Origin of the sequence: Clostridium tagluense (genome assembly GCF_003865095.1) — a bacterium.
GTDB lineage: Bacteria > Bacillota > Clostridia > Clostridiales > Clostridiaceae > Clostridium_AD > Clostridium_AD tagluense.
The window spans coordinates 1-18,507 of record NZ_BHYK01000010.1 but is presented as its reverse complement, the minus strand read 5'-3'; the positions used below and the strand labels follow the sequence as shown (position 1 = coordinate 18,507).

At 28.1% G+C, this 18,507-nt stretch carries 24 protein-coding genes and 8 tRNA genes; all 32 read right to left on the bottom strand.

Annotated features, from left to right (window positions below; all coding sequences use genetic code 11):
- Positions 1-17: 17 nt before the first annotated feature.
- The gene (locus Ctaglu_RS10420; protein WP_125001044.1) at positions 18-878 is read right to left on the bottom strand and encodes a DUF7487 domain-containing protein; all 861 of its coding nucleotides are present in this window, start codon (positions 876-878) and stop codon (positions 18-20) included.
- On the bottom strand, positions 860-1,072 hold the full coding sequence (locus tag Ctaglu_RS10415) for a hypothetical protein (RefSeq protein ID WP_125001040.1): 213 nt from the start codon (positions 1,070-1,072) through the stop codon (positions 860-862). The genes Ctaglu_RS10420 and Ctaglu_RS10415 overlap by 19 nt, the downstream gene beginning before the upstream one ends.
- A 154-nt stretch (positions 1,073-1,226) precedes the next feature.
- Positions 1,227-2,339: a YonG family phage-derived protein gene (locus Ctaglu_RS10410; RefSeq protein WP_125001037.1), complete on the bottom strand. Its 1,113-nt coding sequence runs from the start codon at positions 2,337-2,339 to the stop codon at positions 1,227-1,229.
- 167 nt (positions 2,340-2,506) lie between these two features.
- Entirely contained in the window at positions 2,507-2,674 is a 168-nt protein-coding gene (locus Ctaglu_RS25135) for a hypothetical protein (RefSeq protein ID WP_185732663.1), read from the bottom strand.
- Between the two features lie 73 nt (positions 2,675-2,747).
- Positions 2,748-3,431 carry a hypothetical protein gene (locus Ctaglu_RS10405; protein WP_125001034.1) on the bottom strand — a complete coding sequence of 228 codons (684 nt, stop codon included), beginning with the start codon at positions 3,429-3,431 and terminating at the stop codon, positions 2,748-2,750.
- Between the two features lie 43 nt (positions 3,432-3,474).
- Positions 3,475-4,686 (bottom strand): hypothetical protein, encoded by a 1,212-nt coding sequence (locus Ctaglu_RS10400; RefSeq protein ID WP_125001031.1) that lies wholly within the window; start codon positions 4,684-4,686, stop codon positions 3,475-3,477.
- Between the two features lie 20 nt (positions 4,687-4,706).
- Positions 4,707-4,880: a hypothetical protein gene (locus Ctaglu_RS25130; protein ID WP_185732662.1), complete on the bottom strand. Its 174-nt coding sequence runs from the start codon at positions 4,878-4,880 to the stop codon at positions 4,707-4,709.
- A gap of 373 nt (positions 4,881-5,253) precedes the next feature.
- Entirely contained in the window at positions 5,254-5,496 is a 243-nt protein-coding gene (locus Ctaglu_RS10395; protein ID WP_125001028.1) for a hypothetical protein, read from the bottom strand.
- Between the two features lie 229 nt (positions 5,497-5,725).
- Positions 5,726-5,812, bottom strand: a tRNA-Tyr gene (locus Ctaglu_RS10390).
- A gap of 148 nt (positions 5,813-5,960) precedes the next feature.
- Positions 5,961-6,179, bottom strand: coding sequence for a hypothetical protein (locus tag Ctaglu_RS10385; protein ID WP_125001025.1), 219 nt, complete (start codon positions 6,177-6,179; stop codon positions 5,961-5,963).
- Between the two features lie 49 nt (positions 6,180-6,228).
- Positions 6,229-7,125, bottom strand: a complete 897-nt coding sequence (locus tag Ctaglu_RS10380; protein WP_125001022.1) for a hypothetical protein — start codon at positions 7,123-7,125, stop codon at positions 6,229-6,231.
- A 206-nt stretch (positions 7,126-7,331) separates the two neighbouring features.
- Positions 7,332-7,727 carry a hypothetical protein gene (locus Ctaglu_RS10375; protein ID WP_125001020.1) on the bottom strand — a complete coding sequence of 132 codons (396 nt, stop codon included), beginning with the start codon at positions 7,725-7,727 and terminating at the stop codon, positions 7,332-7,334.
- A gap of 143 nt (positions 7,728-7,870) precedes the next feature.
- A complete protein-coding gene (locus tag Ctaglu_RS10370; protein ID WP_125001017.1) occupies positions 7,871-8,194 on the bottom strand; it encodes an HU family DNA-binding protein in 324 nt (107 codons plus the stop codon).
- 471 nt (positions 8,195-8,665) lie between these two features.
- A complete protein-coding gene (locus Ctaglu_RS10365; protein ID WP_125001014.1) occupies positions 8,666-9,289 on the bottom strand; it encodes a hypothetical protein in 624 nt (207 codons plus the stop codon).
- A 63-nt stretch (positions 9,290-9,352) separates the two neighbouring features.
- A tRNA-Trp gene (locus tag Ctaglu_RS10360) sits at positions 9,353-9,428 on the bottom strand.
- A 58-nt stretch (positions 9,429-9,486) separates the two neighbouring features.
- A tRNA-Met gene (locus Ctaglu_RS10355) sits at positions 9,487-9,562 on the bottom strand.
- A gap of 132 nt (positions 9,563-9,694) precedes the next feature.
- Positions 9,695-9,883 (bottom strand): hypothetical protein, encoded by a 189-nt coding sequence (locus tag Ctaglu_RS10350; RefSeq protein ID WP_125001011.1) that lies wholly within the window; start codon positions 9,881-9,883, stop codon positions 9,695-9,697.
- Positions 9,884-10,072: 189 nt separating this feature from the next.
- Positions 10,073-10,148, bottom strand: a tRNA-Thr gene (locus Ctaglu_RS10345).
- A gap of 47 nt (positions 10,149-10,195) precedes the next feature.
- Positions 10,196-10,272, bottom strand: a tRNA-Gly gene (locus tag Ctaglu_RS10340).
- Between the two features lie 52 nt (positions 10,273-10,324).
- Positions 10,325-10,401: transfer RNA gene (locus Ctaglu_RS10335), tRNA-Asp, on the bottom strand.
- A 55-nt stretch (positions 10,402-10,456) separates the two neighbouring features.
- Positions 10,457-10,544 (bottom strand) — tRNA-Ser (locus tag Ctaglu_RS10330).
- Positions 10,545-10,601: 57 nt separating this feature from the next.
- Positions 10,602-10,678 (bottom strand) — tRNA-Asn (locus Ctaglu_RS10325).
- A gap of 635 nt (positions 10,679-11,313) precedes the next feature.
- On the bottom strand, positions 11,314-14,004 hold the full coding sequence (locus Ctaglu_RS10320; RefSeq protein ID WP_125001008.1) for a hypothetical protein: 2,691 nt from the start codon (positions 14,002-14,004) through the stop codon (positions 11,314-11,316).
- A gap of 234 nt (positions 14,005-14,238) precedes the next feature.
- Complete coding sequence (locus Ctaglu_RS10315) at positions 14,239-14,619, bottom strand: YorE family phage-derived protein (RefSeq protein WP_125001005.1); 381 nt, start codon at positions 14,617-14,619, stop codon at positions 14,239-14,241.
- A 34-nt stretch (positions 14,620-14,653) separates the two neighbouring features.
- Entirely contained in the window at positions 14,654-14,971 is a 318-nt protein-coding gene (locus tag Ctaglu_RS10310; protein ID WP_125001000.1) for a hypothetical protein, read from the bottom strand.
- A gap of 40 nt (positions 14,972-15,011) precedes the next feature.
- Positions 15,012-15,179: a hypothetical protein gene (locus Ctaglu_RS25125; RefSeq protein ID WP_185732661.1), complete on the bottom strand. Its 168-nt coding sequence runs from the start codon at positions 15,177-15,179 to the stop codon at positions 15,012-15,014.
- 43 nt (positions 15,180-15,222) lie between these two features.
- Complete coding sequence (locus Ctaglu_RS10305; protein WP_125000997.1) at positions 15,223-15,579, bottom strand: hypothetical protein; 357 nt, start codon at positions 15,577-15,579, stop codon at positions 15,223-15,225.
- Positions 15,576-16,058 carry a hypothetical protein gene (locus tag Ctaglu_RS10300; protein WP_125000994.1) on the bottom strand — a complete coding sequence of 161 codons (483 nt, stop codon included), beginning with the start codon at positions 16,056-16,058 and terminating at the stop codon, positions 15,576-15,578. The genes Ctaglu_RS10305 and Ctaglu_RS10300 overlap by 4 nt, the downstream gene beginning before the upstream one ends.
- 2 nt (positions 16,059-16,060) lie before the next feature.
- Positions 16,061-16,615, bottom strand: a complete 555-nt coding sequence (locus tag Ctaglu_RS10295; protein ID WP_125000991.1) for a methyltransferase domain-containing protein — start codon at positions 16,613-16,615, stop codon at positions 16,061-16,063.
- A 129-nt stretch (positions 16,616-16,744) separates the two neighbouring features.
- Positions 16,745-16,897, bottom strand: coding sequence for a hypothetical protein (locus Ctaglu_RS25120; protein WP_185732660.1), 153 nt, complete (start codon positions 16,895-16,897; stop codon positions 16,745-16,747).
- Between the two features lie 101 nt (positions 16,898-16,998).
- On the bottom strand, positions 16,999-17,220 hold the full coding sequence (locus Ctaglu_RS10290) for a hypothetical protein (protein WP_125000988.1): 222 nt from the start codon (positions 17,218-17,220) through the stop codon (positions 16,999-17,001).
- Between the two features lie 41 nt (positions 17,221-17,261).
- Entirely contained in the window at positions 17,262-18,374 is a 1,113-nt protein-coding gene (locus tag Ctaglu_RS10285) for a UvrD-helicase domain-containing protein (protein WP_125000985.1), read from the bottom strand.
- Between the last annotated feature and the right edge of the window lie 133 nt (positions 18,375-18,507).

The window sequence follows — 18,507 nt, the reverse complement described above, 5'->3', positions numbered from 1 at the left end:
CAAAAAAGAAGCCATAATTAAATGACTTCTGCTAAATCTTCTTTATTAATCTTTCTAAGTCTTCCAAAATTAATATCATTAATTGATTTTCCAATATTAATATTATAATGACTATGACCTTTACTATCTGTTTTTAACCATTTAAATGCTTTTTCTATTTCATTCTTCAATACATCTTCTATTGGAATATAATCATATGGAGAATTTATAAAAATACCCTTCCATCCTTCACTTTTTAAAAATTGATATCTTCTTATTTCTTTAGTATTAAAAGTTTCTCTTGATATTCCACCTAATTTTACTATTAAATCATGTCCTCCTCCATTATACTCTAAATATATTTTTTCATTTATAAAAGCTATATCTAAAGAGCATTGTCCAATAGGATGATTCAATATACCTCCAAGTTTATCATTTAAATATCTCTGTTGATTACTTGTAGGAGTAGTCCCATTTTTAAAATATGACATTCTTTGTTTTTCCCTAAAAAACTCTAGCCTCATAGGATTATCCACCCCGTATTTTAAATGAAAAGTTTTTTGTGCATTTATATTTGCTTTATTAGATATTTCTTTAATTTTCATAACATTATCTACTCCATATTTTTTCAATACTGTTTCTTTCTGTTTTTTTAGTATTTTAGGAGATTGTAAGGGGGACTTAAACCCATACCTTTTAATCATAGTAGTTGCAACTTTATTCTTATACTCATTAATATACATCTTATTCTCTACTCCAAAATTTATCAGATTGCATTCTTTAGATTTAATTTGTTGGCATTTAGCACAACAATCTGTATGTACTACACTATTAATATTATCTCTAACGTAATTTCTCCATTCCTTTGTTATGATAGTTATTATCTTTTTTTTAAACAATAATCACATGAACATTTTATATTTATATGAGACCCTTCTTTTAAATGCTCTACCTTAACTTCAATTTCTGTCCCTGTTTTAAATGAAAAAGAACCCCATTTGTCCTGTCTTCTTTCTATTTTATATCCTAAATTTTCTAAGTGTTTTACATTCTGCCCATTCAATTTAAGCATAACAGTTTTTGTTATTAACATTTTATAATTACCTCCGAGTAATGTTTATTTTCTTCGATTTTAAAATTTAAAAGGGAAACACAATCGAAGTGTGTGCTTTTAGTTAAGGTAATTACTCCTAACCTATCCCTCAATAAAATAATACCACATTACTCACTATTTGTCAATTTTATTTTTATTTTTTATTAGATTCATTAATTAATACTCTAATCTGTTCTTTATAGTCCAATTCTTTATCCTGTAATTTCTGTAATTCTTCTCTTTGCATTTTAAACATATCATTCATAGTTGAATCATCAAAATGTATAATATCCATTATGCTTTGATTACTTATTTCAGCAGATAATTTCATACCATAAGCCTTACTCATATCATAATAATTCTGTTCCGCTTTCTCAAATCCTAATTCTCTTAGATTTTTCATCATAGAGCCAAGTGTTGAATTTTTAGAACCCGAACCACCTCTATGTTTTAAAGCAATATTATTTTCTTTAGATAACTTATCATTCTGTTGATTCCATTTAGTAGTTATATCAGCTAATGCAGAAATATCCTTACTATTTTTGACCATAGAAGCAACATTTCCGCTAAGACTATTTATAGCAACATTTGCTTTCCTAATTTGATTATTATTTATAACTATCTGAATTATGACACCACATTTAAAAGAATCCTCGATGGTATCCTCGTCTAAATAAGGAACTACATCTGTATACAGATACTTTTGGTCTGCTAAATCATATCCATCAAAAGGGTCAGAAGCTAATAATCTAATTACATCTGCCTTTGATTTTATCTGACTCTCAGTTAAATCTTGGGCAAGTCTTTCATTTTGCAACACAATACTTTCGGAATGTTCATAAGTAATCTTTCGATTCTCAAAAGTTTTCCCTTTATATTGAGGCATAGCAATATTCTTCATATAAAAAATTATTAAAGAACTAACACCTTCAACTCCCCTACCTTCTAATTCTGTTTGAGATGAAGCTATTAACCTTTCGTCATAGTAGATATCCAAAAGCTCACACATTCTATATATAGTAGCTTGATTATCTCCATTATATTTTTCCATATAGATATCAAAAACACTAACAATACATTCTTTACAAATGCCTATTTTTTTATGGAATTTAAAAATCTCACTTTGACTATTATAGAATTGACCTTCTTCTTTTTCTTCTCCACAACAACTACAGAAAATCCCCTTTGCAGGAATCTTTGTTACTTTTTTAGGAGTAGCTTTCTTCACAGTTGATTTTTTAGTTATGTCCTTATTCACTTTAGGCATTTATACTTTTCACCTTCTTTATTTTCATTAAATATACATATATAGATACACCGTATAGATGTATCCTATTTATATACCTTATAATTGCTTGACATTAATGATTTATAATGTTATTCTTATAATGGATATTAATGAATAAAAATCCATAAAAAATTAAAATATAGATTTTACATCTTGCTAAGCTCATATCCTTGTTTTTTCATAATAGCTTCTATATCTACCATATTCCCTCTGTTTTTGTTAAGTTTTAGTATTCCTAATTTCTCATGTTGTTTTTCAGAAAAAGCAGATTCATCATACCAAATTACTTTAGCCCTTAATCCTCTTGAATTCATTATAATTACTCCCTTCCAGTTATATCCTCATTTAATGGGACTAAATTATAGTCCCATTTATCAAAATATAATTTTAACTTTTAAATGCATTTAAAAATGTTTTACATACAGATTCAATTATATCTTCTACTTTTACATCATTTGTTTCTGATTTTAAAGGTTCATTATCAGTTTCTAATGCCCCGTCTAATTCGTTCATAAACTCAAGCAATATATCTTTAATAATGGTTTTATCTTCAAAGTCACTTAATATTGAAGAGTAATAATCTATTATCTCTGAAACATCATCTGCAATGTGTTCTGCTTCTTCCTTATATTCACAATCACATTCATCACAAACACAAGGTAGAGCACCTCTACATTTACAATCACAATAATTATCTTTTTCATCAATTTCTTCACAAAGAATAGTCAATTCATCACAATTTAAATATTCTATCAATGAAATATTATTTCCAAAAATTTCATCCTCAATTATGATTTCACTTGCCTCTATAGAAAAATATCCACCATCTCTAACTAGTTTTTCAATGCAAAAATATTTACCCTCTTCAATTTCAACTAAATATTCATCAATGTCTTTTACTAAACTAATAGATATATCATCCTCATAATGTTTCCCACAGAATAGAACATTTACTGCCATTGCGGTATCATAATCAGTTATAATACAAATACCACCATTTTTCTCAACATAATTCACAATACCATCAATCTTATCTTCCAAATTATCATATGTACTGATTCCTGTATTCATTATTAGTAATCTCCCTTTGTTTTATAATTATTTTAGTTTAATATTATCTTAAAACTTCCTTTTCTACATTTGCTTTTGCTCCTCCAAAGAAATTATCGTCTGAGAATTCGTCACTCCCCATTATTGAGGGAATATAAACAACCTCGCAATCATGAGTAGATGCTTCATTAGTAGTCATTTGACAATCATGGTGTAAATGTCCAAAGTAAGCAACATCAAAGAATCTTCTGTATTGTTGGCTTATGTCTGCAATAACTCTTTTAGGATTTTTAATCTTCTGTCCATGTTGTGCATAAATATTATAATCAAATATTTTAAAACTAAGATATTTACCATTGTAAACAGGTATATGTATTCTTTTATTATTTTCCAATATGTCATGGATATAAATTATTATAATTCTTTCCATATTTTCAAAAGTAAATGATTTATCACCAAATGCTCTAATTTCTGAATGATTACCACTTAAAACATGATGATATGTAATTTCTAAATCTTCACTAAGTTTATTTAAAAATTTAGCCATATATCTTGCTATTTTAATTACTTGGTCTGTTAATCCATATTGCAAACTAGCCATTTGACTAATTCTTAAGGTCATACCCTCTACATCATCACCACAATTTAGTACATGTAAATGTGATATTCCATTAATTTTACAAAGCTCCACGGTTTCAGAAGCTAATTTATTCATTCTTTCGTAGAATATATCTTCTGAATATTTATTATTTATAGAAACGAATAATTTCCCAAAATGAAAATCAGAAATTCCTAATAATCCTTCTTTTTGTCCATTGTTTATTTCTATAGTCTTAAAATTAGGTACTTCTATTTTTACAATAGATTCTTTTATTCCATCAAATAACAGTTCTAATCTAGCATCTTCTCTTATCCACTTGTTCAATTCCACTTTAGTTGTGTTTAATTTGATACGTTCTTTTTGTAATTCTATTTTTTTATCTTCAATTTCTTTTATTATATTTTTATCAGTTATATTTCCTGTTATATTCTTATTTATTAATTCTTGATAGTATTTATGAACTGCATATCCACCTACAAAAGTATCATTTGCTTTTCTAAGACTATCTTTATTTCCTTCAAATTTTATTAATTGTTTTATATCTTCCCATTCTAAATCAAATGGTCTTTCTGTTTTAAGTATCTCTATTAACCGTAAGGTATATATTACATCATTTTCATTTTCATTTTTCTTATATCTTGGATTAATAATATTATCTTTAGCTTGTTCTATCATATTAATATCTTCTCCCAAATTTATTTCTCATTAAATATATGAGTACATCCAGTACATGTTATTTGTGTTACTCCTGCAAATTTCTCTATGTATCCTTCTTTCATTAGAAGGTCTGCTTTCATTTTGTTCCCACATTTAGGGCACTTAATCTTATTATTATTCTTTCTTGATTTTCCGTCAAATTTAAGAGTCATTTTATTATAATCCTCATTCCTATTTTGTTTACATTGAGTTTACTGTGTCTACATTGTGTTTACATAGAAACTTATGCTAATATTTGTTTACATTTTTATATCTATTACTTTGATTTATCACAGAAGTAACGAAATGCTAGTAAGTCTTAATCTTACACTCATAAGGTTTGAATATTACATAGTGCTACCTCCTTCATAACGTGCCATTCTATCTGTCGGCAGAGGGTTAGGTTAGGTTTATGTTTTAACATAAGAATATGATGTGTCACAACTCACATATTTCTGATAACTTATAAAATACTGTACACCCTTTTTATCGGGTGATATATACCCTTATAAGCGTGATAGGGAAGTATTGCCTATCCTCATATCCTTATGAAATTATCTCTTTTATTTTAGCTATTATTTGATTATTCGCTTCAACTTTTCCTTGAATAGATTCGTGAACCGAAGAATAGTGCTCCTTTTTCATACTGCATTCAGCACCCATTGTTTGAAGTGCATTGTTAGACTTTGTTATATCTTTCATATTACTTACTAATGAAGCAATTGTTTTTGATACATTACCATCTACTTTATTAAGTTTCTTTTCTAATCTAAAAAAATCAAATATCATTTTTTATTCTCCATTCAAATTAAATTTAATAATTCCCTAAAACTATCAAAATAGGAATTTCACAATCTATACCCTCACCAAATTGGCAAAACTGCTAAGAGTACACATGTATTTTTGTAAAGATGAACTATAGCCAATTTTTTCTTACATCATCATCTTATAGGTGTAGTATTTTCTTGACAGTTTGAAAAACTACAAAAGCTAACTATATGAGATTATTAAAATCTCTTGGTGGACAGAGTAGGAGTCGAACCTACGGTGTATCTTACGTAACAGGGTTACAACCTGCCGTCATCGCCACTAGACATATCTATCCATAATATAGTATCTTACCAGTGATACTTGTTGCCCCTCTATATACGTCTATATAGAACCATTTTCTAACGGAATAATAAAATTCCTACTGCAACTTTCCCAAATTTATTATAAGTTAGTCACTCTGTACTAACTATATTTGTCTTAAATTAATCTTGAATAAGCTTTGCACTTATTTTAATCTCAATAGTTTCTTCAAGATTTCTAGTACAAAAATCTAATAGTTGTTTAGCAATATCATTGATATTCTCTTGGTCTGCCTCTGTAATATTTGGCTTAACTATCTCAACTTTAACCATACCATCGTCTTCTACAGACACTAAATTACCTTTTAAACCATATTCCAAAATGTTTGTTTCCTTCTTCATTTTAATAAAACTCCTTTTATTGTTTATAATTATTTTATACTTCAAAAAATTAAGCTAATTTTAATAAATGTTCAACATTTAAACCAAGTTTAACTGCCCAACTCCTAACTATTTTTTCAACTTTATAAGTTTCGTCTTGAGTTAAAGTATGTAAGTAGCTTTCACTTTTCTTTTTATCTCTTGCTTTAATGTTAATTCCTAATTTATAATTAACTTTTGTATATAATTCTCCATAAGCCATGCCAAACATTCCGTTATATTCTTTCATCGAAATATTTCTAACAAGTCTATTAATAACATCTCTTGATTCCATTATAGTCAATGCATTAGTTATTATTATATCATTTGTTACTTCAAGTTCTTTAATTCTTTTATTTTTAAGTGCAAATAATTTAGCATTACATTCACAAACTTTATCATAATTACCATCCATCTCGGCAGTTATTCTGTCAAGCATAATTTGCTTTTCTTCTGAAATTTCTTGAACTACATTATGTATTATTTGTGGTGATTCTTTTTCTACGTCTTGAATAACATCTAATAATCTTGTCCTAATTTCTTTTGCTATTAATGAATCTCTTAACAACATTCCCATTCTAAGAATTGCTCTTTTAGGGAATAAATAAGTACCTCTTGTTGGTATTTTCAATCCGTTATCTTGTAACGTTTTAAAATTATTACCTATTTCATTAGTAATTTCAGAATAAGAATATAATTTCATACCATCCGATTCTAGCTCTTCTTTTATATATTGATACTTAGATAATTTATAATAATTTTCTATAACTCCTCTATCAACACCATAATAAGTAGCTACTTGTGTCGTTGTTGCTTTCTCAGTATTTGGAAGCAATAATAAATCTCCTACCTTATCAAGAACTTCAATCCTACTAATAGCTTTTTCTCTTAATTCTTTTTGTTCTAATAATTCATTTCCTTCTAACATTAATAATCACTTCTCCTCTATTTTTATATCATTTTATTAAATAAAGGGGAGAAACTTTTATCCCAGTCTTTATATTTATTTATAAAGAGTAAATGAGTAACTTTTATCCGTAGTGTTATATTTTCTCTAACATAACAGTTGAATTAAAAATCAAGAATAGCTTTTATCTACTAGGGATATAATTCATTAGATATACCCGTATATTTTTATACTTCAAAATTCTTTTCATATTTATGAAATTCATCAAACTCCGATAAGTGAAGCCTCTTTCCAATAGCCACATAATACTTATAAGGCATCAAAATCTTACCTTTTAACATCTGACGTAGGAATTCAACTTTTAATCCATATTCATCTGCAAAACTCTGCAAATTAATGTTTTGAACTTTTATCATTTCTATTAAATCATTCAATTTTATTTCATTTTTATAATTGATACAACTGTCTGCAATGTGTTTTTCACTTTCCATTTCAGTACAATTAGAATTAAATCTACAACTCTGACATTTTAAAGGCAAATCATGTAATAGATTAAAAAGTGTATTTTCTCTTACTTTCCTTATTCTATTCTGTATTTTAGTTCCTTTTCTACTCTTATGCATATGTAATTCCCCACTTCCGTGTTCATTAATAATATGAATGTCCTCACAACATTCAACAAAGAATGTGCTACTTATTTTGTCATTATAAACTTTAAATTACAAAAAAAGTGAGGGGATTTTATTCCTCTCACTTTATATTTATTTTATACTGTCGGATTAACTTCTGCTACTAGTTTATTAGCTTCTATTACTCTTGTTTTGAATCCTTCGCTCACATTAAATACTGGAACAGTTCTATCTACAGAAGCCCATTCTTTACCCATTGCTTTTGGCAATTTTGAAACTCCTTTTCTACCTTTCCTTGCTCTTGTTTCAAATGTACCGAAACCAGAAAGTTTAACTTTTTCTCCTGCTACTAAAGCATCCTGTATTGTATCAGTTATTGTATCTAATGCCATTGCCAATTCTGCTTTTGTAAATCCTTGTAATTTTTCTTGTGATTTATTTATTAATTCTGTTTTATTCATTGTTATTTTCTCCTCGTTGTCCTTATTTGGACTAATATTTTCCCACTTTGTAGGGAACTACATTGTTCTTTTATATATTATTTGAAAAGTATTGGAATTGCACCCATATAAAATACTATTCTTCTCATAAAATAGGTGTAAGCTATGTAGCCATGTGGTACACTAAAGGTTATATTAAGTCAAAACCAAAACCATTAATCATGGATTTTATAAAACTTTATTTTTTGAGTTTTAATCTTTAATATTTTGAACTTTAATACTTGAATTTTGACCTTTAAGCTTTCAACTTTAAACTTTTTAAAATTGTACGGATAACTCTGTATCCGTACCACATTATAAATTCATATTTGAATTCTTCTTAGCAATACTTATCATAGTATTAATTTCTCATGTAAATTTATTAACCCAAAATTCATAAGGGAACTTAAAATTTATAGCAATTTCACATAACTTACACTTTATTTTTATTTATTATTCAGATATTTCTATCTTAGTTAATGCATTTGATTCACTCAAGCAAAAATCAACATTGTTTAAAAATTCGTTAATTTCTTCTTCAAGTGCTTGTATCTTCTCTTTTAATTCTAATCCATCAATTAATTCAAATGAATTAGTCTCTCTATATTGTTTAGCATAAGCATCTGCCCCGTCTGATTTCTTACCCTCAGAACCCAACATTGTTTCTAGTTGTCTATCTAAATTGACTTCCATTTGTTCATTTTTATTAGTTACTTCAACCAATGCTCTAGCATATTGTTGTTTCATAACATTAAGTAATCGTATATCTAAGGATATAGATTTCTTTCTTTCTATAGCATCCGCAACAGAGTATTGATATTCTCCTATTTCTAATTTTGTAATAGCGTTAGATTCAACTATAGATGTCTTCATTGATTTTTTTCTTTCGATTAAATCAATTGAACTCTCATAATCTGCTTTTGCACTATTCTTAAATTGTTCAATAGTATCTGCTCCATTTATTTTTTTATTGGATTGTTTATTAGCTATTATAAATTGAGAATTTTCTATTTTATTATTAATTCTTTTTTCAAGTAATTTTACCTCATTTAGTGCTCTTGTAATAGAAATTTGCATAATATTATTTCTCCTTCTGAATTTATTAGTTTTATATTACTTCATTATGTAACTGAAAATACTTGGCATGGGTGGTATGATTTGAACATACAACAGGAAGTTTTGGAGACCTCTACTCTGCCAATTGAGTCACACCCATATAAATTGAATATAGTTTGCTTTTACACCTAATAAAGAAACTAAAAAAGAAAAGCTTATGGTTGCGGAGAAGGGAGTCGAACCCTTGATAGGAGACGTATGAAGCCTCTGCCTTACCACCTTGGCTACTCTGCGATATTAAATCTAATTTACTTTTCTTGAAAAGAAATCAGTAAAGAAAATCGAATGGGCAAGTAAAGAGATTTAAACTCTTACTTCTAGCTTCAAGGCTAATGTGCTCTTTTATACACCATACTTGCATAATTACTAAGGTGTTACTATTTCTTCACTTAATCTAACTGTTATTTTACATTTTTTCTTACCAAAATCTGAAAGTAAAGTTTTTAATGTTTTAACTCCGACATCTTCAACATCTACTGTTAAAATATCCGTTGTGGTATCTAATATTCCTTCAATTTGTATACTATGGTTTTCAATTATTTTTGCTCTTGACATTCTATTACCTCCTAATAATTAAAATAATATATTGTTATATAATCCAACCACTTTATATAACTGTTTCTCTAAAAGAAACCCGAGATTTCTCACATTTTAAGTACCACAAGGGCGAAAGCTCACCAACCTTATTAGTCGGCTTATTTCCTTAATGTTATTGAGCGTATAAATCTCTAAAACCTTAAACATTGGAGCTTTCGACAGGGATTAAACCTGTGACATTCTGATTACAAAACAGACACTCTATCAACTGAGTTACGAAAGCATAATAATCGAAGATTCCTTTTGTAAGTTTATCTTCAAACCCTATATTGGAGCATCATGTGAGACTCGAACTCACAACAACTTGCTTGGAAGGCAAGAACTCTAGCCAATTGAGTTAATGATGCGTATAGTCCTGTTTTACTTATAACTTAAAGAAAACAGGGAAAAGAAACTTATTGGCAACATAAAAGGGATTTGAACCCTCGACCTCCACCGTGACAGGGTGGCATTCTAACCAACTGAACTATTATGTTATAGAAACTCAATTTGCTTTTATGCTAGAAAGAAACTGAGTAAAAGAAAATCCGTTGGCGGAGAGAAGAGGACTTGAACCTCCACACCCGTTAAGGATGATAGTTTAGCAAACTATTGCGTATACCAATTTCGCCATCTCTCCATAACACACCTCAATTTACTTTTATATATAGAAAGAATCGAGGAAAAGAAAATTTTGTGGATGATGATGTCAGACTTGAACTGACGAACCTTTCGGTTAACAGCCAAATGCTCTACCAACTGAGCTAATCATCAATATTTAAAAGTTAAACAACTAATTCATTCTCAACTTTATTTATTATATTTTATTGAGCGTTAAATCGTCTAACTTTATAATTATTTCTAATTATATAAATTTCTCACCTATCGGCTTTTCGGTTATATAATTATCAATAACAATTTTACTTTCTCGGCTCATATTTAAACTCTCCACCGTAGAGAACATGGGAATTGTTACCCATGTGTATTTAAATCACATATTTATATAAGTGTGTTTGCCTACTTTTATTTAATTATCAAATATCAATGTGTCTGTCTTTTCTAATAGGTTGCACTCGCCTATATGGACTATCATTATCCACTACCGATATGGAAATCCATCCATTATTTCGGCATCTGTTTGCAATATTTGCTTTTGGTTAATTATAAAAATATAATTAAAGCATATAACTTTAAGTATCTCTATGGTGGGAAACTTTGTCCCAATAATTTTGTGTAGATACATGTTATATACTTCATATACAAGGTTAACGTCAACTCTCTCAACCGTTGATATACAAGGGTTTGAGAGGTTCAAGAAACCCAATCCTAACATGAGACTAGTAATTTTTTTAAATATGAGTAACCAAACTCAAATTATTTACCTTCTATTATATATGTATTTTTTATTACTATGTTAAATTCTTTCTTATACTCTTTTGGTATTCTTCTCCAAAAATATTGTAATCGCATTTATCTTCCATTTTAATTAAAACTTCATCATTGTCCATATCCCCTTTTTTAAAACATGGTAGTAATTCTTTCTTTTTAGCACAAAATAAAATATTTAAAGATAATGTTGCATACTTACTATAATCTTTATCTTCTTTACTGAAACATAATTTAAGGTAGTTTAATATGGTTGCACTACATATCTCCATATCCTTAATTTTTTCTATTGCCTCTTTTTTTGCTTTCTTCTCAACAGTTTTCTTAGATTTATCATTTAATGTACAAGTTTTCATTCTTAATCCATTAATTTTTTTACCGCATTCTGCTATTATCTCAAGGATAGGTTTGAATTGTCTCTTTTGGGATATACCTTCTACATACCTTGAATTCTTAACTAATAATTCTTTCATTTCTTTATTCTTATCACCTTCAAGTCTTTTACCTCTATTAAATAGAAGGACTTCCTGTAAAATATCTAATGGTGTGTCAAATTTTTCAAATACTCTATATTCATTACTATCAGAAATCATATCAAAAAAATTAGGTACTATCATCTTATTAACCATTTCTCCATATTTATCCTCTTCTCTAGCATATCTAATAGATTGTATTTGTCTCATTTTTGACAATTCTTTACTCATGCTTATATTATCAAAAACTTTTTTACTCTTATCTATCTCTATCTGACTCATACTTGAAAGCCTAGAACTTGCATGATATAATTCATCAATTATTTCTTGAGATTTTCCCTTTGTTATGGCATCATTTAAATATGAATTAATTATCTGAGACATATTTACTATCCTACCTATGTAATTATCACTCAAAATAACATCTAACTTATATAATTCTTCCATGTTATTTTTACGTGGCTTAGAACTACCTCTTACCCTGTTAATTGGTGTAGGAAAATTATCTTCACAATATTTTGCCTTGTCAGCCATTATTTTTTTCTTAAGTAAAAGCATTGTATCTGAATCTGTATCTGCTCCTTGCAATCTATCGGGAGCATCATTATCATAGAAATTAATAACACATATATTGTCTGTAAAATTAAACCACATTATATATTCCTTATGATGCTTATTTCTCGTATACATAACATTTCCACCATTTATATGAGGATTTCTAGTTGCACAGAATTCCTGCCCATCCTCATAGTAAGAACAATAAACTTCCCTGCCATGCATGATAGATTTGCCGTCATACTTACCTATACTGGCTAATAACATCTCATAAGGATTGGATATTAGGGTTACATACTTATTATCTTTCATTCTAATTTTGCCTTGTTTTAAATGAGACACATAATTAGCTATTAAATCACTTTTCATTTTTTTAAACTTCTTAGTATACTGCATATCCGAGTTTACCATAAGTAATGCATTCATTAAGTCAGTATCTTCATATAAACTAATATCTCCATTATCCATATGTTTCTCTAACTTTAAACTGGCTTTAGCATCGCACCCTAGATAGTTTCGGAATACTGCATTGTCATTCTTAAGCAACATTACATATTCTCTCTCACGTTCAGTTATAGCCATTAAGTCTTCATAACTTAAGTTCGGTATACTGTTAAGTAATTGATAAGTTGTCCTGTTATAACTACCATAATTTCCTTCTTTATCACACTTCACCACTCCAAATACATTTGTAATGTGTTCCTTCCAATATTCATAACATCCCTTTTTACTTCCATCCCCTATTTTATAGGCAAATTTTAAGAATTTTATTGAATTAGGTGTTGTAATTAATTTAATTTTACTTGCATCATAGACTGTTCCAAACATATCTATTACAGTTGTTATATTATTAGCTAAGAAGAAAGCTTGTATTTTTGTATTAAACCCACAACTTTTTAGCAAGTCATTTCTTAACAACATAAATGCATGACCACTTTTACCATACTTATCAAAAATTGATTCATCAATTAGAGCTTGACCATCCGTTAAACAATTCTGCAACTTAAGTATTTCATTTCCTGTGATTATTTCTCCATTTGATTCTCTAGTAACACTTGCATTACTATCAAATTCTATTCCATATATGTCCTCTATGAGCAATATTTCTGTCTTTGGGTCTAATTCTATAGTGAAGCTTAAGCCCGAGGTTATAAGCGACTCATAAGCTAATACAGAGGTTAAATCTAACAGTTCATTCTTCTCAAACTTAAGTCCTAATCTACTTCTATCTATTAAAGTTTCTTGCATACTATCTTGAATATATAGGGCATATCCATTTTTAGCTTTCCCTGCTCCTCTTTTATAAAATATGTATTTAATTCCATCCATTACGAATCCATTAACATATAAGTACTTTCTTATTTTCTTTTTATTTGCAAATACTACCCTTTTACCTTTTTGATTTTCTCCTTCTCTATTCACAAATTCTTTATCTTCATTCCAAACAGTATAGTTCTTTTCAAAAGTGATATTAATTATCTTTTTAGTATATTGTTTTTTATTAACTTCATAGAAAGTATCTTTATATATTTCATCCATTCTAATAGTTTCTAAACTATAAGGGATTGTAGCAGAAAATAACTTATTTAAATCTTTATTCTTTGATGATATCTCTATTCCATTCATTATGTCTTTATATATGTAACAAGCTTCTAAATTCATTATATATGTATTTTCATTTTTCATATGTATATACTTCCCCCTAATTTATGTATATTGTATAATTATTTTATATGTCTACTTTTTTACTCTTCCTATAACTAAAGCAGAATGAACTAGTTTCCCGTCAATAGTATCTAGTATAGTTGTATCTCAACCTCTAAATCTTGTCCCTGTAACTTTGATATAGATTTAGTTAATTCATTTTGAAAATAAATATGATTAGTATTTGATAAAAGCGTAAAATCTTTAATATCCATGTTACATACTCTCCTTGATATTCATTATTTCATTTAATACGGCTCTTTTTTCCTTATTTAGTGTGAATCGAAACTTACCTTTATCATTAGCTATATAACAAATACTTCTTTTCACTACATCAATTTCTATGGTAAGATTTCCATAATAAAAAATTCTTCTATGTTCAGACCCTTTAATTATAGGTGCTTCATTGCTTAATAATATATCCCTTATTAATTTCTTTTTAGCTTGAAGATATGTTGTCTCTGAATTCTTTCTTGTAATTGATTTATATACGGCATAAACTCTATTTGGAAAAGCATACTGCCATAGTTCCTGTATAATTCCTATATCCTCTATTGTTACTAAATCTGTTCTAATTAAATTAATATCCATTTTCATTTTAATAACCTCCTATATATTATTATTATTATTTTTATTTCTCACATTCTTTAACTACGGTCATTTTCAGTTCAATTTGTTGTCCTACATTATTCCATAATATTTCGTCTATATTTGTATCTCCCACATGTAATTGCAATATTCCATTAACCAATTTATATAATAATTCACCTTTAGATACGTATAATGCATGTTGTATTAGTATTAGAATTTCTACCTTATCCATAAGTGAGCTATTGAAAATATCCGTCAAATCAATGAATTCTAGTTTAGCATCAATCCCATATTCTATCTTACTCTCACCATATTTATTTCCCTTATTTTCCTTCAAAACTAATAATCCTTTATCCATTATTTAATTCCTCCATTTTATATGTATTTGATATTTATTTTTAATATTTATGTAATGAATTGATTGATATTATTGCACATATTATTAGAATTAATAATAATTTTGGAAAAGTTATCAATATTGCTATAATAACCGAAGAAAATATTACTAAACATAAGCATCCTTCATCATTCTTATTATTTACTGGTATCTTATTATCTCTTTGCATTTTGGTATGACCTCCTTATTTTTATATTGTTTTATAATTATTTTTAATCTATTATTAAATTATCTTTAAAATATTTTTTATCCCAAACTATATTCCCTAGGTCAGTATAATATACGTCTTTTCTCCTATATCTAATTGTTTCTAAAACATCTATGAATTGAACCTTAAGTATACTGGAAGTAGTATATTGACATTCTCCAACAATAATAGTTTCTTCTGCTAACATTCTATCTACAAAATATATAAATTTCCATTTGGAATACCTTGTATCTGTTACCTCTAATATATCACCATTAATAAATGTAATCTCATATCTATATCTATTGTATACATCCACTCTAGTATCTTTGAGCAGTTTAGCTTTAATCTGTTCCTCTGTTTTCTTATTAAACCACATCATTTAGAATCCTCCTCTATTAGTCTGAGAACCTTATCAAAATATTTTTTATATCCTATTTTACAATTAAATTTTTCTTGAGGGTCTGCTTTAAGTTTTTTAACTATATCACTATTTAACCATTTTTCTGACCATGCAATACTTTCTTTGACATCAAATCCTTTATAGTCCGTTTGAACAAATTTCCATTTATGATGATATATTTGACCACAGGCTTTCTTGAAATGAATTATATTGTCTTTATCTACGCAATAGCTATCCCCTACCTGTGGCTCTGTAGCCGTATCCCAATCTTCACTTATAATAAATGCAACCTTTTGTTCTTTTAAATTAATCCTTATTATATCCCAATTACACTTAAAATCATGCTTTAACAAATATAATATTTTATCACCAACTAAGTTTAAATTATTAAAACTTAGGTTTGCAATGACACTTCTATGTATATATAAATTATTTCCAATTCTCTTCCCTGCTGTCATGTCTAATCCTCCAATTTGAATAACTTATACCCTGTGGTGCTTTTGATATAAGTAACCTTTCCAAAATATTTTGTAATCATTTCTTCTGTATAGAATCTTTGAAAACTTCCATTTGGAGTAATATAACCATCATATTCTTCTATGTATCTCCATGTGTCTTTAACACTACTTATATCTGTCCTTACTGCTATGTAAACATTTTTAGCTAATTTCCCAAATGAATCAACTAACCTTTTATGAGTTTCCAGTGAATATACTGTATTCATCATATATATACTTGTGAGGTTAGTGTAAAATCTCTTAAACACATAAATACCCGAATACTCTTCATTATATTCATCATATCCATAAGCATCAATATTATTACATTGATATGAATATTCTAGGAACTTACAATCAGTTCCTCTTCCTGTTCCATAATCTAATACTGTGCTATTATCTAAGAGTCCTCTATTTAATAATTCTCTCATAGGTCTTGAAAATGTATGTCTTACTATTGCAGTTCTCTTAAATGGATTAAAATTATTTATAAAATCATTTTTGTTAAAATCCAACATCTGTTATCTCCTTATTTACATAATACCATCAAATTAATAATATGTAAAGCATTTTATAATTATTTATTATTAATTTAATAGCATTATTGATTTTACCTTGTTATGACTTATGTTTTTTGAATTGCATAACTAATGCCAATCTTCTTCTGTTGATTCTAAAATCTTATTTATATCTTCAAACTGCTCTTTAGAAAGACTTCCATACAAGGTTTTCATACGTTTACCAGTTTGGTCACAAAGTCTTATAAGGTAATCATTCTTGTTTTTTGTTGCTTCTTTCATAATTTTCTCCTTTTTAAATATACTATTTCAACTTGTGTGTTTCGTCACACTTTTTTCATAGAGCCAAACCAGTTTATTACTTATATCATATTTTATTTGAATTACGTCTTATTTATTTCCTCAAAATCCATTTCTAAGATACACCCTAAATACAATTGCGATAACGGAAACTCTATACTATCACTATTCTTATTCCTCTTTAGAGTTAAATGCGTATTAGAATTTATATCGTAGCCAACTTTTAAAACTTCATCCATTGAATAAATTGTAGTCTTGTATTTCTTATCTATGTTTTCTCTTTTTAAAACTTCCCATATTTTCATATTTACAACCCCTATAATTAATTCGCCATATTACATCTTAGCTATATAGCTAAATCTTCTTCTTGCAGACCTACTCTGCCACTTATATATCTATGTCTTAATACTAAATATTCCTTATAATTATCACTGAGTTCTATTTCACCACTTACTCTTGTAATAGCTACATATAGAATACAACATTCTTCCTTAAAAGTTTCTTGCTTAAGGTCTTGGTCTTCCTCTATGAATTTTTTCTTATAAAAATCGGCTAAATCCATATGGTCATTACATATCACCATATTTTTAAATGTCATTCCTTTAGATTTATGTATGGTTGTGAATATTACCTGTGAAGTTTCTTTACTCTTTACTGTATTTCCTTCTATACTCTCCACTAAGCTAGGTATCTGTGCTCCATACTTTTTAACCATACTAATTAAGGATAATAACTCTATATCTTTACTGCTATCTGCATACTCTTCCATCTTACCGTAGTTGTCAAATTTGGATAACATTGAATTTTTAGTCTCAAATCCTATTGAGAAGTAATAGCAATCTCTAATATTATTAAATTTATAACCTTGAAATCCACCTTCAAAATACAACTTTGTTTTACCTGCTTCAATAGCGTTTATAACTTCTTCAAATAAAGAAGAGTTAGTTCGGCTTAAGCAAGCATAGGGTTTATTTCTATCTATCTTATCTACAATTTTTTGCTTAGTATTAAATCCCTTCATGTTTATATCTGTATCTGTTAAATCTGATATTAGTAGATTTGCTAAATTAGCAATGCTTTGCCCTACTCTAAAACTTGTTGTAAGGACATATTCGGTTGCTCCCTCTATCTTATCTAATATATTAACTGCATTTCTCCATGAGTAGAGCATTTGGTAGCAATCCCCGACACATACAATTCCCGTAACTTGCGAATTAAGGATTAAATCCAATGTTAATAAAGAACTATCCTGTGCCTCGTCTAAAACAATACAATGATACTGGTTATTCATTTTTTTCTTAGAAAGTTGGAAAAGTTTCAAATAGAAATCATGTTCTACCTTAACATCATTATTATACTCTTTCTTCAGTGCCCATAGTTTGTTGCAACAGGCTAATATTTCGTCTCTTATGTACATGTTGTCGGGGTCACTGAATATATCCAGTTCTTCAAAGGTCATAACATTTGTTTCTGGTATACTAAAATCAATGCAGACCGGCCTTTAAAAAACCAAGCATAAAATGGAAAAATCCATTGCCAGCACCCTCAAAATATACTATCCTTTTTAGTGACGAAACTGAAAAGGAGAACGA

What these genes read in the sequence shown, in the direction of transcription:
- Ctaglu_RS10320 (WP_125001008.1), bottom strand. Translation starts at nt 14,004, where the DNA reads ATGAAAAATGAAAATACATATATAATGAATTTAGAAGCTTGTTACATA.
- Ctaglu_RS10305 (WP_125000997.1), bottom strand. Translation starts at nt 15,579, where the DNA reads ATGATGTGGTTTAATAAGAAAACAGAGGAACAGATTAAAGCTAAACTG.
- Ctaglu_RS10400 (WP_125001031.1), bottom strand. Translation starts at nt 4,686, where the DNA reads ATGATAGAACAAGCTAAAGATAATATTATTAATCCAAGATATAAGAAA.
- Ctaglu_RS10365 (WP_125001014.1), bottom strand. Translation starts at nt 9,289, where the DNA reads ATGCAAATTTCTATTACAAGAGCACTAAATGAGGTAAAATTACTTGAA.
- Ctaglu_RS10285 (WP_125000985.1), bottom strand. Translation starts at nt 18,374, where the DNA reads ATGACCTTTGAAGAACTGGATATATTCAGTGACCCCGACAACATGTAC.
- Ctaglu_RS10375 (WP_125001020.1), bottom strand. Translation starts at nt 7,727, where the DNA reads ATGCATAAGAGTAGAAAAGGAACTAAAATACAGAATAGAATAAGGAAA.
- Ctaglu_RS10370 (WP_125001017.1), bottom strand. Translation starts at nt 8,194, where the DNA reads ATGAATAAAACAGAATTAATAAATAAATCACAAGAAAAATTACAAGGA.
- Ctaglu_RS10380 (WP_125001022.1), bottom strand. Translation starts at nt 7,125, where the DNA reads ATGTTAGAAGGAAATGAATTATTAGAACAAAAAGAATTAAGAGAAAAA.
- Ctaglu_RS10310 (WP_125001000.1), bottom strand. Translation starts at nt 14,971, where the DNA reads ATGGATAAAGGATTATTAGTTTTGAAGGAAAATAAGGGAAATAAATAT.
- Ctaglu_RS10395 (WP_125001028.1), bottom strand. Translation starts at nt 5,496, where the DNA reads ATGATATTTGATTTTTTTAGATTAGAAAAGAAACTTAATAAAGTAGAT.
- Ctaglu_RS25120 (WP_185732660.1), bottom strand. Translation starts at nt 16,897, where the DNA reads ATGAAAGAAGCAACAAAAAACAAGAATGATTACCTTATAAGACTTTGT.
- Ctaglu_RS10350 (WP_125001011.1), bottom strand. Translation starts at nt 9,883, where the DNA reads ATGTCAAGAGCAAAAATAATTGAAAACCATAGTATACAAATTGAAGGA.
- Ctaglu_RS10295 (WP_125000991.1), bottom strand. Translation starts at nt 16,615, where the DNA reads ATGTTGGATTTTAACAAAAATGATTTTATAAATAATTTTAATCCATTT.
- Ctaglu_RS25135 (WP_185732663.1), bottom strand. Translation starts at nt 2,674, where the DNA reads ATGAATTCAAGAGGATTAAGGGCTAAAGTAATTTGGTATGATGAATCT.
- Ctaglu_RS10405 (WP_125001034.1), bottom strand. Translation starts at nt 3,431, where the DNA reads ATGAATACAGGAATCAGTACATATGATAATTTGGAAGATAAGATTGAT.
- Ctaglu_RS25130 (WP_185732662.1), bottom strand. Translation starts at nt 4,880, where the DNA reads ATGACTCTTAAATTTGACGGAAAATCAAGAAAGAATAATAATAAGATT.
- Ctaglu_RS10385 (WP_125001025.1), bottom strand. Translation starts at nt 6,179, where the DNA reads ATGAAGAAGGAAACAAACATTTTGGAATATGGTTTAAAAGGTAATTTA.
- Ctaglu_RS10415 (WP_125001040.1), bottom strand. Translation starts at nt 1,072, where the DNA reads ATGTTAATAACAAAAACTGTTATGCTTAAATTGAATGGGCAGAATGTA.
- Ctaglu_RS10410 (WP_125001037.1), bottom strand. Translation starts at nt 2,339, where the DNA reads ATGCCTAAAGTGAATAAGGACATAACTAAAAAATCAACTGTGAAGAAA.
- Ctaglu_RS10315 (WP_125001005.1), bottom strand. Translation starts at nt 14,619, where the DNA reads ATGAAAATGGATATTAATTTAATTAGAACAGATTTAGTAACAATAGAG.
- Ctaglu_RS10300 (WP_125000994.1), bottom strand. Translation starts at nt 16,058, where the DNA reads ATGACAGCAGGGAAGAGAATTGGAAATAATTTATATATACATAGAAGT.
- Ctaglu_RS10290 (WP_125000988.1), bottom strand. Translation starts at nt 17,220, where the DNA reads ATGAAAATATGGGAAGTTTTAAAAAGAGAAAACATAGATAAGAAATAC.
- Ctaglu_RS25125 (WP_185732661.1), bottom strand. Translation starts at nt 15,179, where the DNA reads ATGCAAAGAGATAATAAGATACCAGTAAATAATAAGAATGATGAAGGA.